The sequence below is a fragment of the Micromonospora sp. URMC 103 genome (assembly GCF_051386435.1).
Classification (GTDB): Bacteria; Actinomycetota; Actinomycetes; order Mycobacteriales; family Micromonosporaceae; genus Micromonospora.
Genome location: NZ_JBPQTR010000005.1, coordinates 675199 through 696545, shown reverse-complemented (window position 1 = coordinate 696545; position 21347 = coordinate 675199). Strand labels below are relative to the sequence as shown.

18 protein-coding genes are annotated in these 21347 nt (G+C 72.8%); 2 read left to right on the top strand and 16 right to left on the bottom strand.

Features of this window, described 5'->3' with window-relative positions; all coding sequences use genetic code 11:
• Positions 1–2 precede the first annotated feature (2 nt).
• Entirely contained in the window at positions 3–746 is a 744-nt protein-coding gene (locus ACSNOA_RS16235) for a YoaK family protein (RefSeq protein ID WP_436659246.1), read from the bottom strand.
• Positions 747–816: 70 nt separating this feature from the next.
• On the opposite strand from ACSNOA_RS16235, the gene ACSNOA_RS16230 reads away from it, so the two are divergent.
• Positions 817–1518 carry a GntR family transcriptional regulator gene (locus ACSNOA_RS16230; RefSeq protein WP_436659244.1) on the top strand — a complete coding sequence of 234 codons (702 nt, stop codon included), beginning with the start codon at positions 817–819 and terminating at the stop codon, positions 1516–1518.
• Here the strand turns inward: ACSNOA_RS16230 and ACSNOA_RS16225 are convergent.
• The 6 genes from ACSNOA_RS16225 to ACSNOA_RS16200 are packed head-to-tail and all read right to left on the bottom strand — an operon-like array spanning position 1500 to position 8855.
• On the bottom strand, positions 1500–3287 hold the full coding sequence (locus tag ACSNOA_RS16225) for a gamma-glutamyltransferase family protein (RefSeq protein ID WP_436659243.1): 1788 nt from the start codon (positions 3285–3287) through the stop codon (positions 1500–1502). The genes ACSNOA_RS16230 and ACSNOA_RS16225 overlap by 19 nt on opposite strands.
• The gene (locus ACSNOA_RS16220; protein WP_436659241.1) at positions 3284–4285 is read right to left on the bottom strand and encodes an ABC transporter ATP-binding protein; all 1002 of its coding nucleotides are present in this window, start codon (positions 4283–4285) and stop codon (positions 3284–3286) included. Before ACSNOA_RS16220 ends, ACSNOA_RS16225 begins: the two co-directional genes overlap by 4 nt.
• A complete protein-coding gene (locus tag ACSNOA_RS16215) occupies positions 4282–5334 on the bottom strand; it encodes an ABC transporter ATP-binding protein (protein ID WP_436659240.1) in 1053 nt (350 codons plus the stop codon). Before ACSNOA_RS16215 ends, ACSNOA_RS16220 begins: the two co-directional genes overlap by 4 nt.
• On the bottom strand, positions 5331–6218 hold the full coding sequence (locus ACSNOA_RS16210; protein ID WP_436659239.1) for an ABC transporter permease: 888 nt from the start codon (positions 6216–6218) through the stop codon (positions 5331–5333). Before ACSNOA_RS16210 ends, ACSNOA_RS16215 begins: the two co-directional genes overlap by 4 nt.
• Positions 6215–7171 carry an ABC transporter permease gene (locus ACSNOA_RS16205; protein ID WP_436659238.1) on the bottom strand — a complete coding sequence of 319 codons (957 nt, stop codon included), beginning with the start codon at positions 7169–7171 and terminating at the stop codon, positions 6215–6217. The genes ACSNOA_RS16210 and ACSNOA_RS16205 overlap by 4 nt, the downstream gene beginning before the upstream one ends.
• Before the next feature lie 7 nt (positions 7172–7178).
• Complete coding sequence (locus tag ACSNOA_RS16200; protein WP_436659236.1) at positions 7179–8855, bottom strand: ABC transporter substrate-binding protein; 1677 nt, start codon at positions 8853–8855, stop codon at positions 7179–7181.
• Between the two features lie 207 nt (positions 8856–9062).
• Between ACSNOA_RS16200 and ACSNOA_RS16195 the strand changes: the two genes are divergently transcribed.
• The gene (locus ACSNOA_RS16195; protein WP_436659235.1) at positions 9063–9692 is read left to right on the top strand and encodes a class I SAM-dependent methyltransferase; all 630 of its coding nucleotides are present in this window, start codon (positions 9063–9065) and stop codon (positions 9690–9692) included.
• A gap of 33 nt (positions 9693–9725) precedes the next feature.
• Here the strand turns inward: ACSNOA_RS16195 and ACSNOA_RS16190 are convergent, their stop codons facing one another.
• The 9 genes from ACSNOA_RS16190 to ACSNOA_RS16150 form a co-directional block, all read right to left on the bottom strand.
• Entirely contained in the window at positions 9726–10058 is a 333-nt protein-coding gene (locus ACSNOA_RS16190) for a transcriptional regulator (protein ID WP_436659234.1), read from the bottom strand.
• The gene (locus ACSNOA_RS16185) at positions 10055–10639 is read right to left on the bottom strand and encodes a hypothetical protein (protein ID WP_436659232.1); all 585 of its coding nucleotides are present in this window, start codon (positions 10637–10639) and stop codon (positions 10055–10057) included. Before ACSNOA_RS16185 ends, ACSNOA_RS16190 begins: the two co-directional genes overlap by 4 nt.
• Positions 10640–10797: 158 nt before the next feature.
• Entirely contained in the window at positions 10798–12084 is a 1287-nt protein-coding gene (locus tag ACSNOA_RS16180) for an L-lactate MFS transporter (RefSeq protein ID WP_436659231.1), read from the bottom strand.
• A gap of 209 nt (positions 12085–12293) precedes the next feature.
• Positions 12294–12899, bottom strand: a complete 606-nt coding sequence (locus ACSNOA_RS16175; RefSeq protein ID WP_436659229.1) for a TetR/AcrR family transcriptional regulator — start codon at positions 12897–12899, stop codon at positions 12294–12296.
• Positions 12900–12980: 81 nt separating this feature from the next.
• The gene (locus ACSNOA_RS16170) at positions 12981–14084 is read right to left on the bottom strand and encodes an aldo/keto reductase (protein ID WP_436659228.1); all 1104 of its coding nucleotides are present in this window, start codon (positions 14082–14084) and stop codon (positions 12981–12983) included.
• Positions 14085–14519: 435 nt separating this feature from the next.
• Positions 14520–16745, bottom strand: a complete 2226-nt coding sequence (locus ACSNOA_RS16165; RefSeq protein WP_436659227.1) for an FUSC family protein — start codon at positions 16743–16745, stop codon at positions 14520–14522.
• Between the two features lie 249 nt (positions 16746–16994).
• Positions 16995–18761 (bottom strand): thiamine pyrophosphate-dependent enzyme, encoded by a 1767-nt coding sequence (locus ACSNOA_RS16160; RefSeq protein ID WP_436659225.1) that lies wholly within the window; start codon positions 18759–18761, stop codon positions 16995–16997.
• 93 nt (positions 18762–18854) lie between these two features.
• Positions 18855–19118, bottom strand: coding sequence for a hypothetical protein (locus ACSNOA_RS16155; protein ID WP_436659224.1), 264 nt, complete (start codon positions 19116–19118; stop codon positions 18855–18857).
• A 113-nt stretch (positions 19119–19231) separates the two neighbouring features.
• Positions 19232–21172: a potassium transporter Kup gene (locus ACSNOA_RS16150; protein ID WP_436659222.1), complete on the bottom strand. Its 1941-nt coding sequence runs from the start codon at positions 21170–21172 to the stop codon at positions 19232–19234.
• Between the last annotated feature and the right edge of the window lie 175 nt (positions 21173–21347).

The following is a 21347-nucleotide window of genomic DNA, read 5'->3' as shown; positions in this document are numbered from 1 at the left end:
GGCTACGGCGCGCCCGGCGCCTCGACGGCCGGTTCCTGCGGCATCCGCGCGGACACGGCGATGACCGACACCAGGGGGACGAGCAGCAGCACCGGCGCCCAGCCCGTGAGGTGCACGGCGACCAGCGCGCCGACGGCCGCGCCGGTCATGAGTGCCAGCAGGATCTGGATCTTGGGTCGCAGGGTGTGCCAGGGGCTGCGTGCGGCGACCCCGCCGATGAGGCTCGTGAGGGTGCCCGTCAGGTAGGTCGACGAGAGCCCGGGCACGCCGAAGCGTTGGATCGCGCTGCTCTGCACGCCGAGCGCCGCCGCCGACAGCATGAGGAGCACGAGGTCGACGTTGTCCGAGTGTTCCGGGAGGTTGACCTCCCAGACGACGAGGAAGACCAGGAACACGCCGAGTTCCAGCAGGAGCGCCCGGGTGACGGGACGCGGCCACACGGGGTCGCCGGGGCGGGCGGCGCCGGCGACCCGGGCGCCCGCGAGGACGCCGACGACGAAGCTGACGATGGCGCTGCCCGAGGTGACGGCGAGTTCGGCGTTCTCCCGGCCCGCGGACATGCCGAGCAGGACCATGTTGCCCGTCATGACGCTGGAGAAGGCACCGCCCAGGGCGAGGAAGCCGACGGCGTCGGCGCACCCCGTCAGGAAGGTGAGGACGACGACGAGGGTGTGCCGGCGGCGCAGGAGGCCGTCCGGTCCGTTCGTCGTGGTACGGGGCCGTACGTCTGGCTCTGTTCTCGCCACTGTCGGTTGCCCTTCACAGATTGTTCTTCGTATACACTTTGCCGAACGGTTTCACGGAGAGGCGGTCAGGTTGGCTGAAGACCTGCGGGACAAGCTCGGCGCTCAACACCTGCCGCTACGCGACCAGGTCCTCGCCGCACTACGGACCGCCATCATCGACGGTGACTACCTTCCCGGGGAGCGGCTGACCGAGGACCGGCTGGCCCAGGACTTCGGGGTCTCCCGCAACCCGGTGCGGGAGGCGCTGCGGGTCGCCGAGGCGGAGGGCTTCGTGGTGATCCTGCCGCGGCGCGGTGCGGTGGTCGCCTCCCCCAGCAGCGGGACGATCGCGGACATGTTCGCCGTCCGGGAGCGCCTCGAGGCACTGGCCGCCCGGCTGGCGGCCGAGCGGGCCACGGCGGCCGACGTGGCGGCCCTGCGGACCCTGCTGGAGCAGGGCCGGGAGGCCACCGAGCGGCGAGACCTGCGCCGCGTCGCCGAGCTGAACAGCGCCCTGCACCTGCGGATCCTCCAGATCAGCGGCAACCCCTGGCTGTCCTCGATCGCCAAGGCGCTGTACCTGCATGTGCAGTGGGTGTTCCGGCTGGGCGCCGCCGAGCGCGCGCCGCACTCCTGGGCCGAGCACATCCAGCTGGTCGACGCCATCGAGTCCGGCGACGGCGACCGGGCGGAGCGCGCCGCGCTCACCCACCTCGACGCCGCGTCGGCCGCGGCCTACGAGAACGCCGAGGGTGGGTACGGCGTGGCCGGTGGTCACCGGCCGCAGGCGTAGCCCTGCATGCCACGCGGGTTCGCTCCGGCCGCCAGCACGCCCGTCCGCGGGTCGCGGGTCACGGCGCACATCCGGCCGAGGCTCCACGGGTCGGAAAGCCGCACCTCGTGCCCCCGCGCGCGCAGCGCCTCGACCACGTCGGCGTCGAGCCGGTCCTCCACCACGAGGACACCGGGCTCGATGCCGCGCGGGTAGAACGAGGCCGGGAGGCTCGCGGTGTGCCACATGGGGGCGTCGATGGCCTCCTGGAGGGACCGGCCGCCGGCCAGGTGCCGCAGGAGGAACAGCAGCTGCCACTGGTCCTGCTGGTCGCCGCCCGGCGTGCCGCACGCCAGGACGGGTTCGCCGTCACGGTGGACCATGGTCGGGCTCAGGGTGGTCCGCGGCCGGCGTCCCGGTGCCAGCGACGAGGCGAGCCCCTCCTCCAGCCAGAACATCTGGAGCCGGCTGCCCAGGGGGAAGCCGAGTTCCGGGATGGTGGGCGAGCTCTGGAGCCAGCCCCCGCTCGGGGTCGCCGAGATCATGTTGCCCCAGCGGTCGACCACGTCGACGTGGCAGGTGTCGCCGCGGGTCACACCGTCGGCCTTGACGGTGGGCTCGCCCGTGGTGGCGTCGAGTTCGTCGCCGCGGCGCCGGGCGCCGCCGCGCACCTGGGCCGGCAGGTGGGGCTCGGAGCCGTCGGGGCGGCCCGGTCGCAGATCCGCCGACGCCCGGTCGCCCACGAGGGCGGCGCGCTCGCGCGCGTACTCCCGGGACAGGAGCGTCTTGGCGGGCACGTCGCCGTCGCCGTACCAGGCCTCGCGGTCGGCGAAGGCGAGCTTGAGGGCCTCGGCCTGGGCGTGGATGCCGGCGGCGGTCGAGGGGTCGTACACCGCCGCGTCGTCGAGCGCCTCGAGGACCGACAGGGTCTGCAGCAGCACCGGCCCCTGGCCCCAGAACCCGGTCTTCGCCACCGAGTAGCCGTTCCAGTCGAGCGTGACCGGCTCCTCCCAGGTGGCCGAGAAGGCGGCCAGGTCGGCGCCGGTCACGAGGCCGGCGTGCGGGCTTCCACTGGAGTCCTGGAACGGGCGCCGGCTGAACCGGTCGATCGCCTCGGCCACGAACCCCTCGCGCCAGGCCCGGCGCGCGGCCTCGATCTGCGCCTCCCGGTCGCCGCCCGCCGCCGCGGCCGCGTCGACGAGGCCGCTGAGGGTGCGGGCGTACGCCGGGTTGGCGAACAGCTCGCCCGCCGCGGGCGGGCGGCCGCCGCGCAGCCACAGCTCGGCGGACGTGGGCCAGTGCTCCTCGAAAAGCGACCGCACGGCCGCCACGGTGTCGCCGACGCGGGCCACGAGGGGGTGCCCGGCGCCCGCGTACCCGATGGCCGGCTCGAGCACGTCGGCCAGGGGCAACGTGCCGTGGTCACGCAGCAGCAGGAGCCAGGCGTCCACGGCACCGGGCACGGCCGCCGCGAGCGGACCGGACCCGGGAATGAGGTCCATCCCGAGCGACCGGAAGTGGTCGATGGTGGCGCCGGCCGGCGCCGGCCCCTGCCCGCAGAGCACCCGCGGCGTCGGGTCCTCGGCCGTCACCACGATGGCGGGCACCTCGCCGCCGGGCCCGTTGAGGTGGGGTTCGACGACGTGCAGGACGAAGCCGGCCGTGACGGCGGCGTCGAAGGCGTTGCCGCCGCGTTCGAGGATGCCCATGGCCGCCTGGCTGGCGAGCCAGTGCGTCGACGACACCATCCCGAACGTGCCCTGCAGCGTCGGCCTGGTGGTGAACGTCATGACAACACCTCATTCGTCTCGGTGGCCCGAACGTCGGGCCGGGTTCCGTCCGGCTGGACCAGGTGGCAGGCGGCCATGCCGTCGCCGTACGGGATCTGCGCCGGCACCTCTGTGGCGCACCGGTCGAACGCGAGCGGGCACCGGGTGCGGAAGCGGCAGCCGGACGGGGGGTCCAGCGCCGAGGGCAGGTCGTCGCCGAGCAGCACCTGCTGGCGCTGCCGCTGCCGCTCGGGGTCGGCCACCGGGGCCGCCGACAGCAGGGCCTGCGTGTAGGGGTGGGCGGGTCGCGTGAAGATCTGCTCGCGGGAGCCCTTCTCGACGAGCTGGCCGAGGTACATGACGGCGATGTCGTCGGCGAGGTACTCCACGGCCGACAGGTCGTGGGTGATGAACAGGCAGGCGAACCCGATGTCCCGCTGGAGGTCGGCGAGCAGGTTGAGCACGGAGGCCTGCACGGACACGTCGAGCGCGCTCGTCGGTTCGTCCGCGATGAGCAGCATCGGCTCGGAGATCAGCGCCCGCGCGATGCTGACCCGCTGGCGCTGCCCGCCCGAGAGTTCGTGCGGATAGCGGCGGGCGACCTCGGCGCGCAGGCCCACCCGCCCGAGTTCCGTGGCGACGCGGGCGTCCCGGTCGCGCCGGGAGATCCGCCGGCCGGCCAGGCGCAGCGGCTCGGCCACGATGTCGCCCACGAGCATGCGCGGGTCCAGCGAGCCGGCCGGGTCCTGGAAGACGATCGACACGTCGCTGCGGTGCCGGCGCAGCTGCCGCCGGGACAGGTGCGTGACGTCCGCGCCGGCGATCCGGACGGCGCCCGCCGTGGGCTCGACGAGCCGCACCACGCATCGGCCCACCGTCGACTTCCCGGAGCCGCTCTCCCCCACGAGGGCCGTGACGCGGCCGCGGGGGATGGTGAGGGAGACCCCGTCCACGGCCCGGACGGGGCCGAAGTGCATGACGAGGTCGTCGAGTTCGAGGGCCTTCTCCGGCGGCGTCATGCGGTCGCCTCCTCAGGGTGCGTCCGAGGGGTCGGGCAGGGATGCCAGCAGGCCGCGAGGTGGTCGGCGACCGCCGGCCGGACCGCCTCCAACGGGGGCGCGGCCTGCCGGCACCGCGTGTCGGCCGCCGGGCAGCGGTCGGCGAACGTGCAGGCGTCCGGCTGGGTGGACAGGACCGGCACGAGACCGGGGATCTCCTGCAACCGTTGCGTGCCGGCGTGCACGCCGGGCGTCGGCGAGGCCGACAGCAGCCCGGCCGTGTACCGGTGGTACGGGAACGCGAACAGGTCGGTGACGGGCGCCCGCTCCACGACCCGCCCGGCGTACATGACGACGACGCGGTCGGCCACGTCGGCGATGACGCCGAGGTCGTGGGTGATGATGAGGATGGTCGTGCCGAGCCGGTCGCGCAGGTCGCGCAGCACCTGGAGGATGCCCGCCTGGACGGTGACGTCCAGGGCCGTGGTCGGCTCGTCGGCCACCAGCACCTTGGGGCCGCAGGCCACCGCCATGGCGATCATCACCCGCTGGCGCATGCCGCCGGAGAGCTGGTGCGGGTAGTTGTCGACGCGGGTGGCGGCCGACGGGATGCCGACGAGGGAGAGCAGCTCGACGGCGCGTGCCCGGGCCGCCCGGCGGGACGTCCGCTCGTGGACCTGGAGCACCTCGGCGATCTGGCGTCCGACCGTGAGCACCGGGTTCAGCGAGGTCATCGGCTCCTGGAAGATGTACGCGATCTCCTTGCCGCGTACGCGCCGCAGCACCGACTCCCGCCTGCCCACCAGCTCGGTGCCCTGTAGTCGCACGGAGCCCGTGACGCGGGCGCTGTCGGGCAGCAGGCCCGCGATGCTCATCGCCGTGACGCTCTTGCCGCAGCCCGACTCGCCCACCATCCCCACGATCTCTCCGGGGGCGAGGTCGAGGTTCACCCGGTCGACCGCCGAGACGCTGCCGCTCTCGGTGCGGAAGGCGACCGACAGGTCGCGTACCTCCAGGACGGGCGTGCCGAGCGCGGCCGGGGCGGCGCCGGCACGTTCGACGGTGGTCATCGCCGGTCTCCCTTCGGGTCGAGGGCGTCGCGCAGGGCGTCACCGAAGACGTTGAACGCCAGCGCCAAGCCCATGATCACGACACCGGGAAGGACGGCCGCCCACGGCGCGCGGGCCGCAAACTGCTGGGCGGTGGCGAGCATGGTCCCGAGGCTGGGGGCGGGCGGCTGGATGCCGAGACCCAGGAACGAGAGCACGGCCTCACCCAGGATGGCGGCCGGGATGGCGACCGTGGCCTGCACGAGGATGACCGACGTGGCGTTGGGCAGGATGTGCCGGGCGAGCACCCACAGGTCGCTCGCGCCGTCCACGACGGCCGCCGCCACGAAGTCGAGCGACTTGAGCCGCAGCGTGTCCGAGCGCACCACGCGGATGACACCCGGGATCTGCGCGATCCCGACGGCCACGGCGGCGTTGGTGAGGCTGGCGCCCCGGATGGCCGCCAACCCGACCGCCATGATCAGGAACGGGAACGCGAGGAGCAGGTCGGTGAAGCGCGAGATGACGGCGTCCCAGGCCCGGAAGTAGCCGGCGGCCAGTCCGAGCGGGACGCCCACGACGAGCGACGTGGCCACCGCGAGCAGCGCCACCTGCAGCGACGCCCGCGCCCCGAGCATGATGCGGGACAGGACGTCCCGGCCCAGGTCGTCGGTGCCCAGCACGTGCCCGGCGGTGCCGGGCGGGGCGAAGGTGTGGGCGAAGTCGGTCTGTTCCACGGCGTACGGGGCGAGCCACGGGGACAGCACGGCGACGAGCGCCGCGAGCGCGAGCACCGCGAAGCTCACCACGGCGAGCGGGTTCCGTCGCAGCCGGCGGAGGATCCGGGTGCGGCGGGTGACGCTGGCGGGGCCGGCCTCCGCCATCGGCACACTGAGGACGGTCATGCCGGGTCTCCCGTCACGCGGATGCGCGGGTCGATGACGGAGTAGAGCAGGTCCACGAGGAAGTTGATGACGATGTACGCGGTGGCCGTGAGCAGGACGACCGCCTGGATCACCGGGTAGTCCCGCTGGAACACCGCGTCGATGGTCATCTTGCCGAAGCCCGGCAGCCCGAAGATCTGCTCGGTGACGACCGCCCCCGAGATGAGGCCGCCGAGTTGGAGGCCCACGATCGTCACCACGACGATGAGGCTGTTGCGCAGGGCGTGCCGGGTGATGACGGCGCGCGGGCGCAGGCCCTTGGCCTTGGCGGTACGGACGTAGTCCGAGGAGAGTGAGTCCAACATGGCCGACCGGGTCTGCCGCATGATGATGGCGGCGAGGCCGGTGCCGAGGATCACGGCCGGCAGGACGATGTGGTGCAGGTTGTCCACCGGGTTCTCCAGCACCGGCACGAACCCGGACGCCGGGAAGAGCCCCGTCGCCACGGAGAGGTAGAGGATCGCCAGCAGTCCGAGCCAGAAGTGCGGCACGGACAGGCCCACCAGCGCGAGCCCGTTGGCGAGCCACTCCGCGGGGTGCCCGCGGCGTACCGCCGCGAGCACCCCGGCGCCGACGCCCAGCGCCGCCGCGAGAAGGATCGCCAGGAGGGCGAGTTCGACGGTGACGGGCAGGGCGGTGGCCAGCATCGAGGAGACCGGGATCCCGGTCCGGATCGACTCGCCGAAGTCGCCCTGCACCAGCCGCCCGACGTACTGCGCGAACTGCACCGGCAGCGGCTGGTCCAGCCCGTAGTGGTGCCGGATGGCTTCCAACGCCTCCGGGGAGCGGTCCTCGCCCGCGAGGGCGAGGGCCGGGTCCCCCGGAAGAGCGCGTACGCCGAGGAACACCACGATCGTCGACATCAGCAGGGTCAGCGCCGACTGCCAGGCGCGTGTGATCAGATACCGGGCCACGGGGAACCTACTTGCTGAACCCGGCGAAGGCCGCGCGGATCACGCCGTCGGGGAACACCTGCAGGCCCTGGATCTTCTTCGAGAAGGCGGTGAGGTTCCGCTGCCGGTACAGGTAGATGAGCGCGTCGTCCTGCTGGAGGATCGTCACGGCCTGCCCGTACAGCTTCTTGCGCTCCTCGAGGTCGTTCGACTGGCGGGCCTTCGTCAGCACGTCGTCGAGCTGCGGGTTGCTGTAGCCGGCGACGTTCTGGCCGCCGCCGGTGCCCACGAAGTTCGTGATGTTGGCGTCCGGGTCGATCCGGCCGCTCCAGCCAAGCTGCAACAGCTCGAAGTTGCCGCGGTCCTGTTCGTCGAGGAGGGAGGAGTACTCGACCGGGTTGATCTTGAGGTCGAAGCCGCCGTCCTTGACCATGGCCTGCAACGCCTGCGCGAGGCGCAGCGTGTCGGGCGTGTTCGACACCAGCATCGTCACCGGGTACGGCGTCTGGACGCCGGCCTCGCCGAGCAGTTGCTTGGCCTTCGCGGGGTCGTGCGCGGGGCACGCCTGCGCCTCGGGTGACGAGAACGGGCTCGCCGGCGAGATCGGTGAGCAGGCGACGGCGGGGATGCCGTTGAAGACCGCCTGGACGAGGGCCTTGCGGTCGATCGCGTGCTCGAAGGCCTGGCGGACCTTGGCGTTCTGGGCGGTGGGGCGGTTGATCGGCTTCGGGGTGGTGCGCACGCCGTCCACGTTGCCGATGTTGAACGTGAGCCCCTGGTAGCCGAGGGACTGCGACTGGAGCACGGTGAGCGCGGAGTCCTGCTGGAGGGCCGCCACGTCCTGGGTGGAGACGCTGTCGGCGACCTGGGCATCGCCGGAGCGCAGGTTGGCGGCGCGGATGCTCGCGTCGGTGAGGATCCGCCAGGAGATCCCGTCCAGGTGCACCTTGCTCGCGTCGTAGAAGTTGGGGTCCTTCACGACGTCGATGGAGTTCTGCGGCACCCGCTTGGCGAACTTGAACGGGCCGACGCAGACCGGGGCGCTCGCGAAGTTGTCGCCGAGGCTCTGGACCGCCTTCGGGCTCATGATCATGCCGGCGCGGTCGGCGAGAGCGCCGACCAGCGGCGCGAAGGGCTGCTTGAGCCGGATGACGACGGTGTGCGCGTCCGGCGTGTCGACGGCCTCGATGGGGCCGAGCTCGCTCTTGCGCGCCGAACGCGCGTCGGCGAGGTGCCGCTCCAGCGTGGTCTTCACCGCGGCGGCGTCGAACTGCGTGCCGTCGGCGAACTTCGCGTCCTGTCGCAGCGGGATGGTCACCGTCTTCCCGTCGCTGCTGGTCGTGGGAAGGGCGGTCGCCAGCTGCGGTACGACCTGCGCCCGCTCGTCGACGTCGTAGAGCTTCTGGCACATGGCCTGGAAGACGTAGCGCGAGTAGAGGCTGCGCGACAGGGTCGGGTCGAGCGCGTCGGGCTCGGCGGAGAGCGCGATGACGAGCGTCCCGCCGTCCTTCACGGCGGCCGGGTCGGCCGGGGTGCCGAAGGAGTCCTGGCCGGCCGACTGGCTGTCCCCGGACGAGGTGCCGCCCTCGTCGTCGGACACCGGCGAGCAGGCCACGACGGTGCAGGCAACGGCGACGGCCGCCACGGCGGCCCGGAGTGGACGGAGTCTGCGCGCGCGCGTTTCGCTGGAGAAGAAGTTCGTCATGGGGAGCTCCTCGAATGGGCGATTCGGGGAGCGTATGTTGTATACGATGATGCCGCAAGACCCCTGTGGCTCCCCCTGCGACTGGCGGAAATCGCCGGCCCGCGAGGCGGTCGCGCGCTTGTCACCGTGCGGAAGAATCGCGGTCAGGACACGGCGGCCGGGCCGCCCGGCGGCGACGCCGGGCGCGGCGGGGAAGGCGGGCCTCGTATGGCGAAACCGGATCGGCAGCAGCGACTGCGCGGCTACTGGGACCGGCACGCCGAGTCGTACGACCGGCAGATGGACTTCGCCGAGCGGCGCCTCTTCCGCGACACGCGCGACTGGATCTGCGCACGGGCGTCCGGCGACGTGCTCGAGGTGGCGGTCGGCACCGGCCTCAACCTGCCGCACTATCCCCCGCAGGTGCGGCTGACCGGGGTGGAGTGGAGCCCGCGAATGTTGGCGATCGCCCGGCGCCGGGCCGCCGAGTTGGGACGTGACGTGGACCTGCGGCCCGGGGACGCGCAGGCCCTCGACCTGGCGGACGCGTCGTTCGACACGGTGGTGTGCACGTTCTCGTTGTGCGCGATCCCCGACGAGCGGCGCGCGCTCGACGAGATGCGGCGGGTGCTGCGACCGGGCGGCCTGCTCCTGCTGGCCGACCACGTCCGCGCCGCCGCGTGGCCGGTGCGCCTCGCGCAGCGGCTCGTCGAACTGGTGAGCGTGCCGGTGGGTGGGGAGCACTTCCTCCGCCGTCCGGCCGACCAGGTGCGGAGCTGGGGCTGGCCGGTGGAGGCGCAGGACCGGTTCGCCCTCGGCATCGTCGAGCGGCTCGCCGCCCGCAGACCGCCGGCCTGAGCCCGGGCGGGCGGGACCGCCCACGCGGGCGGGCTAGCCGTCGTCGTCCCGCGTCCAGCGGCGCGAGCGTTCCCGGAGCTCGTCGAGACGCGCCCAGTGGTTGTCGACCGCCTGGCGGCCGGACGCGGTGAGGCGGATCCAGGTCTGCGTACGCTTGCCCAGGAACTGCTTGTCAATCTCGATGAGGCCGCCCGACTCGAGCTTGCCGAGATGGGCCGACAGGTTGCCCTTGGACAGGCCGGTGAGCCGCTGCAGGAACAGGAAGTCCGCCTGCTCACACGCCGCGAGCGCCGTGGTGATCGACAGCCGGGCCGGTTCGTGGACCAGTTTGTCCAGCCCGGCGAGCTCCTCGAACGGACCGGTCACGAACGTTCGGCCGGGACGGGACCGAGCGTGCGTCGGAGCAGCAGATGGCTCCACGCCGCGAGGACGGCGGCACCGGCGCACGAGGCGAAGATCCAGCCTTCGGTGTCGGACAGCGGGTGCGTGCCCGACGGGCCGGACAGCGGCGTCAGGCTCAGGGCCGCGCCGGCGATGCCGATCACCAGGAATGCCGGCGCCAACGGACGCTCGCGCCACGCGCCGGCGAGCGCCCCGACGGACAGGACGAGCCCCTGCGGACTGACGGGCACCTGCGGCCCGAGCGCGTCCACGAAACCCACCACGGTGAACAGGCCGACGACCGGCCAGAGCAGGAAGGTGTCGTGGGTCTTGTCCCGGTGCGGCCGGACCTGGCCGTAGCGGCGGCGGTAGTGGGCGACCGCCGCGACCGTCGCCGGCACGGCCAGCACGGCGGCGACCAGCACCACCCAACCCCGCACCCACCCGTTGGCCCAGGCCATGGCGAGGGCGCACCAGGTGATCAGCGGCAGGACGGCGAGGCCCTGGAGGACCTCGAAGTGCGCGGTGACATATCGCAGGTTTCGCCACTCAGCTCGGTCGACCATCACGCCCTCCCCGGTCGCCGTCGGTCGGACACCGTCCAGAGTAAAGCGTCACAGACCGGTTTGCAACGCAGACCGGGTGCCGAGCGGTGGGCGGTGACGTGCCGCCGGCGACGTCCGGTGGGACGTCGCCGGCGGCACGCGGCTCGCCTGCCCGGCGCTCAGGGGCCGGTGACCTCGTTGTGCGGTCGCGGCCGGCCCGGCTGGGTGGGCAGGCGCGTGATGGGCGGCAGGATCAGGCCGACGAGGGCGACGATCGCGATGACGGTGAACGGCAGGGTGTAGCTGTTGCCGCTCGCCTCGAAGAGCACGGCCGTGACCAGCGGCCCGACGACTCCCCCGATGCTCCACGCCACGATCATCGCGCCGTAGATGGCGCCGGCGTTCGGGGTGCCGAAGTAGTCGGCGGCGGTCGCGGGCATCGTCCCGAAGCCACCGCCGTACGCCAGGTAGACCAGGGCGGCGAGCACCGCGAAGAGCCAGAACGCTGCCGCGTGCGGCAGGATGAAGAAGCAGATCGCCTGCAACAGCAGCATCCCGAGGAACGCGGTCATCCGGCCGATGCGGTCCGACAGCCACGCCCAGGCCACCCGGCCGCCGCCGTTGAACAGGCCCAGGATGCCGACCAGGGTGGCGGCGCTCGCCGCGGTCGCCCCCGTAACGGACTCGATCGCGTCGGACGCCTGCGAGATCAGGGCGATGCCGCAGGCCACGTTGATGGTGAGGATCGCCGTCAGCAGGTACCACTGCCGCGTACGCAGCGCCTCGCCCAGGCTGTAGACGCGGGTGCCGGCGACCGCCCGCCCGCCGGCCTTCGGCGTGAACCCGGGGACCTGGTAGCCGGGCGGCGGGTTGCGGAACACGGACGCCCCGAGCAGGACCGCGATGAGGTACGCGATTCCGAGCGGCAGGAACACGCTGGGCTTGTCGTCGGTCGAGTTGAGCAGCGACTTCGCCACGGGCGCCACGATCACGGCGCCGAAGCCGAACCCGGCCACGGCGATGCCGGTGATCAGGCCCCGCCGGTCCGGGAACCACTTGGCGAGCATGGCGATCGGCGTGATGTAGACGGCGCCCAGACCGATGCCGCCCAGCACGCCGTACGTAACCACGAGCAGCCAGAGCTGGTCGCTCGACGAGGTGAGCGAGGCCAGGATGTTGCCGATCCCGTAGAGCAGGCCGCCGCCGAGGGCCACCGGTCGCGGCCCCCGACGGTCCTGGATGCGGCCGCCGATGAGGCTGCCGATGAAGATGGTGCCGATCGCCACCTCGAACGGCAGCACGGCCTCGGTCTTGCTCCAGCCGAACTGCTCCTGGAGCGGCTTGTTGAACACGCTCCACGCGTAGACCGCGCCGAGCGCGAGTTGGACGAGCACGGCGGCGGCGACGAGCCACCAGCGGCCGGCCGTCGGTCTGCTGGTCCCCGGTTCACGTGCGGTGTGGGCCATGAGCGATGTCCCCCCGTGTGTCGACTCATGGGCTGCCGCCTGCGCGCCGCTGTCGTCGACGAGCGGCGCCGGCGCGCCCCGATCTGGGTGCGCAGACCATGGCGTACGAGGTGAAACGCGAGCAAGTCTGACAATAGACGGCGAACCGGCGCCGTGCGGCGGGTTACGCGATCACGCCACCGCCGACGCGGGGCCCGTCCCGCCGCGCGTCACGGTCGAGCCGTCGACCCGCGCAGGTTGTCGATGGCGAGGTCGAGGACGGCCTCGAGATGGCCGGTCTCGCCGGTCGAGAGCAACAGGAGGACGCCGCCCTGGATGCCGGCCAGCAGCGCGGCCGCCGTACGGTCGGCGTCGACCTCCGCGGCAATGTCCCCGGTCGACTGCATGTGCCGGATACCGTCCGCGATCGCGGTCTCCCAGCGCAGCATGAGCCCGGTGATCACGGCCCGGGCCGCCGGGGCGCGGCGGCCGGTCGGGCCGAGCAGCCCTCCCAGCGGGCACCGGTCGCCCTGCTCGCGGTAGCGGACGACCAGCCGGTCCCGCCACGCCTCCCAGGCCGCCCAGGACGTGAGGTCGCCGAGCATCGGCTGCTGGTCGGCGAGCACCTGGTCGGCCTCGTGCTGGGCCACCGCCAGCAGGAGCTCCTCCTTGCCGCCCGGGAAGTAGTGGAAGAGCTGGCTCTTGCTGGTCGCGGTGCGGGCCATCACGTCTTCGAGCCGGGTCTCGTCGACGCCGCGCTCGCGCACCTCGTCGGCCGCGCCCGCGACGATCCGCCGTCGGGTCGCCGCACCCTTGCGGGTCAGCGTCTGCGCCATGGGGCCTCCCACTGTCGGTGCCGTCCAACGTTAACGGGACGCCGGGCGCCGGCCGCCGGGAAAGGGGCGGGCGCCCGGCCGTCAGGCAGTCGCCCGCGTCGCCCCGTTGAAGACCGGAGGGGCGTATCCGGCCGGCTTGTCGCCGATGCCGAGCCCAGGGTTGACGATCCACGACTGGTACTCGGGCGTGAACATCGAGTACGGCGCGGCTGGCGGCTCGGCGCTGGCCGCGTCGAGCCGCTCGCGCAGCTCCCCCGGGATCTCGAAGTCGAGCGCGGCCAGGTTGCCGTCCACCTGTTCCGGGCTGCTCGCGCCGATGATCACCGATCCGACTGCCGGCTGGGTGGCCACCCAGTTGATGGCCACCTGGGCCATGCTCCGACCCAGTTCGGCGGCGACCCCCTCCAGCGCGTCGATCACCCGCCAGTCCCGGTCGCTGACGGGGCGTCCGGTGGCGCCCGCCGCACCGAGCCGGCCCGCGCCGGCCACACCGTCGGCCGTCCGCCGGTACTTGCCGCTGAGCAGCCCGCCACCGATCGGGCTCCAGGCCGTGAGCCCGAGCCCCAGGGACTGCGCCATCGGCACGAACTCCGGCTCGATGCCGCGGGTGAGCAGCGAGTACGGCACCTGCAGGTTGATCATCGGTGTCAGCGCGTGCGCCTCGGCGTAGGTCTGGGCCCGGGCCGCGTACCAGGCCGGCACGTCGGACAGGCCCGCGTACCGGATCTTGCCGACGCGGACGAGGTCGTCGAAGGTCCGTACGACCTCCTCCGGTGGGGTGATCCGGTCCCAGGTGTGCAGCAGGTACAGGTCGAGGTGGTCGGTGCCGAGCCGGCGCAGCGACGCCTCCAGGGCACGGATCATGTGCTTGCGGCCGTTGCCGCTGGCGTTCGGATCCGCCGGGTCGGTGCTGTTGGTGAACTTGCTGGTGAGCACGAGCCGGTCGCGCGCCCCGGCGGAGGCGATCAACCGACCGAGGATCCGCTCGCTCTCCCCCGCCGTGTAGAAGTCCGCCGTGTCGACGAGGTTGCCGCCCGCGTCCAGGTAGCGCCGGAAGATCGGTTCGGCCTCCTTCTCGGTCTTGCCGTACGCGGCGTGGAAGCCGTCGGTGCCGAAGTTCATGGTGCCGAGCGCCAGGCGGCTCACCCGCAGACCGGACCGCCCGAGCAGGTAGTAGTCGCGCATCACGTGTCTCTCCAGACTGCCTGTCCGCCACTGTCGTGGCCGGCCCGCGGCGGGCCGCCCGTCGAACTGTTGCGCGGCAGAAATGGACCCGCAAGTCCAGAACGTGCGGGTGTCGACAGGGCGAAGTCGCATGGCCCACGGGTCCGGGGGTAGGACCCGGAGCGGACGAGGACCGTCGGTGAGGAGAACGAGCGTGACGACCGTGCCCAGCCCCTCGAACGTGTCCATCGGGCTCCGGCGGGCGGCCCACGTGGGGATCGCCGTCCGCGACCTGGACCGCTCGGTGGCGTTCTACCAGGCACTTCTCGGTGTGGAGCCCGGCGGGCACCCCGCTTGCCGGAGCTGTGGACCGGTCGGAAGCCGGCTGACCGCACGTCCGGTACGGCGCCAGCCAAGCGCCCCATCCGGAACCGGCGCGCGATCTCGCCGGCCGGGTCAACGCCACCACGGCCGTCCCGCCGCTGCCGTCGCGCGGCCCACCGGCCCGACCAGCTCGTCGCTGATCTCGTCGGCGCTGCGGATCCACTCGGCCGTGAACACCAGTAGCAGCGCCGGCCCGGCCTCCGCCCCGTCCCGGCGCCGGCGATCCAGACACGCCAGCACCGCCGCTTCCGCGTCGGGCCCCTCACCAGACGGGCGCGGCGAATCGGCGGCTCGCCCGCCCAGCCGGTCCGCCAGTCGCTCCAGCCGGCCCAGCACGGCCTGCCGCGCCGACCGTACCGGCTCCACCACGTCCGCACACCCGTCCGTTCGCTGGCCGAACTCGACGACCGCGCTCTCCAGCAGGTTGGCCGCCATGGCCAGGTAGTTGGCCGCGACCACCAGGGCCAGCGCGCTGCTGGGATCGAGGGGTGCGCTCGGCCGCTCGGACAGGTAGTCGCCGAGCGCCAGTTCCGCCCTCATCCGTCGGCCCACGGACGGGGTGGGCCGCCGGTCGACGGTGCCGCCGGTCAGTGCCCGGTCGAGTGCGTGCCGGAGCTGCCCGGTCGCGGCTCGTTGATAGGCGGCGGCGGTACGGACCAGTTGCCGACGTGCGCCGTGCGGCCACAGCAGCAGGCTGAGCGCGACGCTGAGGGCCACCCCGATGCCGACGTCCACGAGCCGGATCAGACCGAGTCGCCAGCCCACCGGGGCGAGGAGGTTGAAGATGATCAGCAGGTCGACCGTGAAGGCGGCCTGGCTGAGCAGGAGGCGCTGGGAGCCGGACGTGTACGCGGCCAGGAACACCGCGGGCGGAAGCAGCGCCCACAGCAGATCCGGGCGGTCGGCGGTCACCACGATCAGGGCCGAGCCGACAGCCACGCCCACGACGTTCCCGGCGACGGCCCGGGCCACCGAGCGGGCGGTGCCCAGGGCACTGCTGCGCAGCACCTGCAAGGTGCCCAGCACCACCCAGAACGCGTGCGGCAGACCCAGCCGCCCGGCGATCCACACCGACAGGGCCAGGCCCACACCGGTGCGCAGACTGTTCTGCAGGGCCGTCGAGGCCGGTGCCGCCGACGCGGCCAGCCACTCCACGTGCCGGTGCCGGGCCCGCCGGTCGTCCGGCTCCTCATGCCCCGGCCCGCCGGGGCGCCAGCTCGTGCGGTTGGCTGTCACGCCGATGTTGCCCGCCACGGCACCCGCGAGGTACGCGAGCACGCGCACCGTGTGGTCGACGGCCAGGGCGTCGACGATCTGCCGGGTCGGCGTCGACCGTGCCAGTAGCTCGCTCACCCGCCGCTCCATCGCGTACCGGTGTGCGGTGCGTTCCCGCTCGAGGACGCGGACCTCGGGTGGCTCGCCGGCCGTGTCCAGCGCGGCCGCGCCGGCCCGCAGGGTGCCCGACACCGCCGCCACCAGGCGCTCTTCCGTACCGGTGCCCCGCCGGGACCGCCCCGTCCGGTACAGCGGGTGACCGGCGACACCCACGAGCAGCTGCAGGTCACCGATGAGTTCCGCGTACGCGCGTCGCCGGCGTCGCGACCCGATGGTGCGGCTCGCCGTCGCGGCGAACCGGGTGCGCGTCTCGGCGACCGCCCGGGCGGCCGCGTCCCGGCACTCCCCCAGCCGGTGCGGATCACGCCCCAGCGCGTCCACCAGGTCCGCAGCGGCGCGGCAGGCCGTCGCGGCGGCCCGATTCAACACCGACGGACCGCCTCTGGGCAGCACCAGAAGGCCCGCGAGCGTCGCCGCGACCCCGGCGAACACCCATCCCCCCACCCGGGCGGGGATCTGTGTGGTCGCGGGCGGCAGCGTGACCGACAGGACGAACGCGAGCAGCAGACCCAGCCGTGCGCTGGCGACATGGCCGCCCACCACGGCGGCGAGCAGCGTGATCACGACGGCGACCACGAACATCGTCGCCGCCGCGGCCACCGCCGTACCGGAGGCGAGCGTGCCCAGAGCCACCAGGACAGCCCCGCACGCCGTGGCGAGCAGGTAGGAACGAAGCCGTTCCCGGGCCGTCCCGCCGAAATCGGTCATGATCAGGAGAGCGAAGCCGCCGAAGACGGCGAACGTGGCGAACGACGGTTCGCCCACCACGTACCGCCCGACCGCGAACAGTCCTGGCAGGACGAGGGCGGCGCGGACCGCGCCGCGCGCCGCGGTCCGCTCGGGATCGCCCAGTGCGGCCACCACACGGCGTACGCCCCGGTCGAGACGGCCTCGCGCGCTCACCATGCCCACCTGATCCACGGCCGACGGGCGGTCGGGCGACCCGCCAAGGGCCGGCTGCTGCCGCCCGTCGACCTCCCGGCTGGGCCGTCCGCCGCCGTCCCGGCGCGCACCGCCCGGGCGCGGTCCCGCCCGCGCCTCATGCTGCCACTCAGGCCCGCGGCACCGTCACGAGGCGCTCGCGGGGTGGTACGACGAGTCCCGCGCCGCTCGACGCCCCTCTCGCGTACGCGGTGTCGCGGAAGCACCCTGTCACGGCCGCAGCTCGTTGATTTTGTCGCGCGCCACGGTGGCCAGGGTGGCGATCTTGTTGGGCTGGCCGCGGAGGAACGCCTCCGTGAAGTGCTTCGCCTGCTCGTAGCGGACCTTGCCGGGCATCGGCGGCTCGTCCGGGTTGACGTCGCAGTCGACGAGGGCCGGGCCGGGGTGCGCGAGGGCCTCGCGGACCCCGGCCCGCAGTTCCCTCGGATCGGAGATCTTGACGCCGAACGCGCCGCACCCGCGCGCCCACGCCGCGAAGTCGGCCTCCGGCGGCCGGTGGCGGACGGCGTACTCCGGGTAGCCCAGGATGATCTGCTCCCACAGGATCTGTCCGTACGAGTTGTTGTTGTTGATGATGACCTTGACGGGCAGTTGGTGCCGCACGGCGGTGAGGAACTCGGCCATCAGCATGGCGAACCCGCCGTCCCCGATGAACGCGATGACCTGGCGCCCGGGGTACGCGTGCTGGATGGCGATCGCGTACGGCAGGCCGGGCGCCATCGTGGCCAGGTTGCCGGAGAGGTAGTACTCGCGGTCCCCCCGGATCGTCCAGTGTCGCGCCGACCAGGTGGCGATGGTGCCGGAGTCGCAGGTCAGGATCGCGTCGTCGGCCGCGGCGTCGTCGACGCAGGCCATGAGGTACTGCGGAGCGATCGGGTGCCGCTGCGGGTCCTCCAGGGTCGCCATGTCGGAGAGCCACGTGTCCCGCTCCCGCTGGTACTTCGTGAGGAACGACCGGTCGGTGCGGGCCCGCAGCATCGGCAGCAGCTGCCGCAGCGCGAGCCGCGCGTCGGCGGTGACGGCCGCGTCGAGCGGCAGTCGCATGCCCATGAGGCTCGGGTCGACGTCGATCTGCACCACCCGCGCCTGCCCCGACGAGGGCAGGTAGTTGGCGTACGGGAAGGAGGTGCCGACCATCAGCAACGTGTCGCACTCCTCCATCAGCTCCTCGCTGGGGCGGGTGCCCAGCAGGCCGAGGCCGCCGGTGGTGAGCGGGTCGTCGTCGGGCACGACCATCTTGCCCGGCAGCGTCTTCACGATGGGGCTGGCCAGCGCGTCGGCCACGGCGAGCACCTCCGCCCGCGCGCCCCGGGCGCCCACGCCCACCAGCATGGCGACCTTCGTCCCGGCGTTGAGCACCTCCGCCGCCCGATCGAGGTCGGCCGGCGCGGCCGGCAGCGGCGGCTGCGACACCACGGGGCTGCTCTTCGGCGGCTTCCCCGGGCTCACGTGCCGGTACGGATCCTGCGTCGCGGCCGCCACCTGCAGGTCGTTGGGGAAGGTCAGGTGCGCCACGGTGCGCTTCGTCAGGGCGTTGCGGATGGCGATGTCCAGCACGCCGGGCATCTGCTGCGGATTGGTGACCATCAGGTTGTAGGCGGCGACGTCCTGGTAGAGGTGGGTCGTGTGCACCTCCTGCTGGTAGTGCGAGCCGAGCACCGACGTCTCCTGCATGCCGGTGATCGCCAGCACCGGCACGTGGTCGAGCTTCGCGTCGTACAGCCCGTTGAGCAGGTGGATGGCGCCCGGCCCGGAGGTGGCGGCGCAGACACCGAGCCGGCCGGTGGCCTTCGCGTACCCGGTGGCCATGAAGGCCGCGGCCTCCTCGTGGTGCACCAGGACGAACCGGAGTCTGTCCCGGTGCCGGCGGAAGCCCTCCATGAGCCCGTTGATGCCGTCGCCCGGCAGGCCGAAGACGGTGTCGACCCCCCACTCGACGAGCCGCCGGGCCAGGCACTCCCCCACGATCTCCTGCACGTCGCCCTCCTCGTTCCGGGTCGCTGCGATCCGCCTCGGCGGCCGAAGCAGCGCCGACCCGGACACCGTCCGCCAAGGGGGACGTGCGGGCGGCTACCCGTTGCGTCGGGCCACAAACCCCGAACCGGCACGGGTTGGATCCGTTCCCGTGCCGGTGGACGTGTCGGCGGGACGGTCCGGACCGCGGCGGGCGCGGGCCGCCAGATATCCGAGGACGACACCGGCCGCGAGGACGAGTCCGGTCCGGGCGGACCGGGCCGAGCGGAGCTGTTTGAGTCCCTGCCGGGGATCGACGACGCTGCCCGCCACGTCGCCGGCCGTGCCCACGACCACGTCACCGAAGCGACCCAGGTTCACGCCGTCCACCACCCTTCGTCACGTGCCGCCAGGCCGGTACCCGTGCCGCCACCGCCGAAACCGCCACCCACGAGGGCCGCCGCCGTCCTACAGCTCGATGTGGGACCCCATGATCACTGCTCGCGGGGCAGGCAGAAGTGCTCGGCGGCGTCGGCGGTGATGAAGGAGGTGGTGAGGAACAGTCGTTTGCGCCAGCGCGGCATCGTCCGCCGGTCACCGGGCCGCAGCTCGATCTTCGAGAGGAAGTACGACGCCTCCTCGACCTGGAGCTGCCCCTCGGTCGCGTCCGGGCTGAGCCTCCGCAGCACCTCGGGGACGTCCGGTGTCTCCATGTAGCCGAACCGGGCGCTCACGTGGGTGATCCCGTCGTCGGCGTACCCGAGGTCGTCCACGACGATCTGCTGCTCCGGCGGTACGCGGGGCACCGGCTGTGTGTCGATCGAGAGGATCAGCACGTGGTCGTGGCGTACGTGGTTGTGCTCGACGTTGGCGCGCATGGCGAGCGGCGCCGTCTGCTTGCCCCGGTTGAGGAAGACGGCCGTGCCGGGGACGCGTCGGGTCAGCGTGCCGTCCCGCCGCAACTGGTCGACGAACTCACGCAGGGAGCCTTCGCGACGTTGGCGTTCGGCCGTGATGATCTCGCGGCCCCGCGCCCAGGTGGTCATGACGGTGAACGCGGCCAGGCCGATGAGCAGCGGCAGCCACGCGCCGTGGAACAGCTTGGTGCCGTTGGCCGCGACGAACAGCACGTCCACCGCCAGCAGCGGGATCGCGCCCAGGGCGAGCACCCACAGCGGGGCCTTCCACCGCCACCGGCCCACGTAGAAGAACATGAGCGTGGTGATCGCGATCGTGCCGGTCACCGCCATCCCGTACGTGAAGGCCAGGGCCGTCGAGCTGCGGAAGGCGAAGACCAGCGTGAGCACGGCGACCAGCAGCAGCCAGTTGACCCACGGCACGTAGACCTGCCCGAACGTGGACTCCGAGGTGTGCTGGATCCGCAGCCGGGGCAGGTAGCCCAGCTCGGCCGCCTGCGACGCTACGGAGAACGCGCCCGTGATCACGGCCTGGGAGGCGATGACCGTCGCGGCGGTGGCCAGCAGGACCAGCGGCAGGCGTCCCCAGTCGGGCACGAGCAGGAAGAAAGGACTGGAGATGTTGGCCGGGTCGTCGAGGATCACCGCGCCCTGGCCCAGGTAGCTCAGCGCGCACGCGGGAAACACGAGGACGAGCCACGCCCGGGTGATCGACCGGCGGCCGAAGTGGCCCATGTCGGCGTACAACGCCTCGGCGCCGGTGACGGCCAGCACGATCGCCGCGAGCGCGAAGAACGCGACGTCGAAGCGGCCGGCCAGGAAGCCCAGGGCGTACGTCGGTGACAACGCGCGCAGGATGTCGGGGTGGGCCACGACGCCGTTCACACCGCACGCCGCGACCGTCACGAACCAGACGATCATGATGGGCCCGAAGAGGCGGCCCACCGCGCCGCTCCCCCGGCTCTGCAGCAGGAACAGCACCAGGATGATCACCCCGGTGATGGGTAGCACGAGCTCGTGCAGCGACGGTTCGACGACCCGGAGTCCCTCGACGGCGGACAGCACCGAGATGGCCGGCGTGATCATGCTGTCGCCGAAGAACAGCGCGGCGCCGAAGATCCCGAGCCCGGCCAGCAGGGTGGTCGTTCGCGTCGCGCCACGCTTGGCCCCCCGCCGGAGCAGGGTGATGAGCGCCATGATGCCGCCCTCGCCCTCGTTGTCGGCGCGCATGGCGAGCAGCACGTACGTGACGGTCACGATGATCATCACGGACCAGAACACCACCGACACGACGCCGAACACGTTCTCCGTGCTGACCGGCACGGGATGCGGGTCGCCGGGATTGAACACCGTCTGCATGGTGTAGATGGGGCTCGTGCCAATGTCGCCGAACACGACGCCCAACGCCCCGACGACCAGCGCGAGGCGGACGGTGTCGCGCGCGTACGGGCTCGTGGCGCCCAGGGAGCGGGACGCCGGCCCGCTGGCCGGCGTGCCCGGTTGCTCCCGCTCGCTCACGGCGGTCCTCCCTGCGGCGAACGGCCGCGCCCGCCTGACGCCCCGGGCACCCCCGGGCCCGGTGTCACCACACTGCGGACATTACCGGCAGCGTCCCGCGTCGCGTGGCAGGTCCGCCAGCCACGGGCCCGATCGCACGACCGTCCCGCCCGGCTCGGCCGGGCGGGACGGCGTC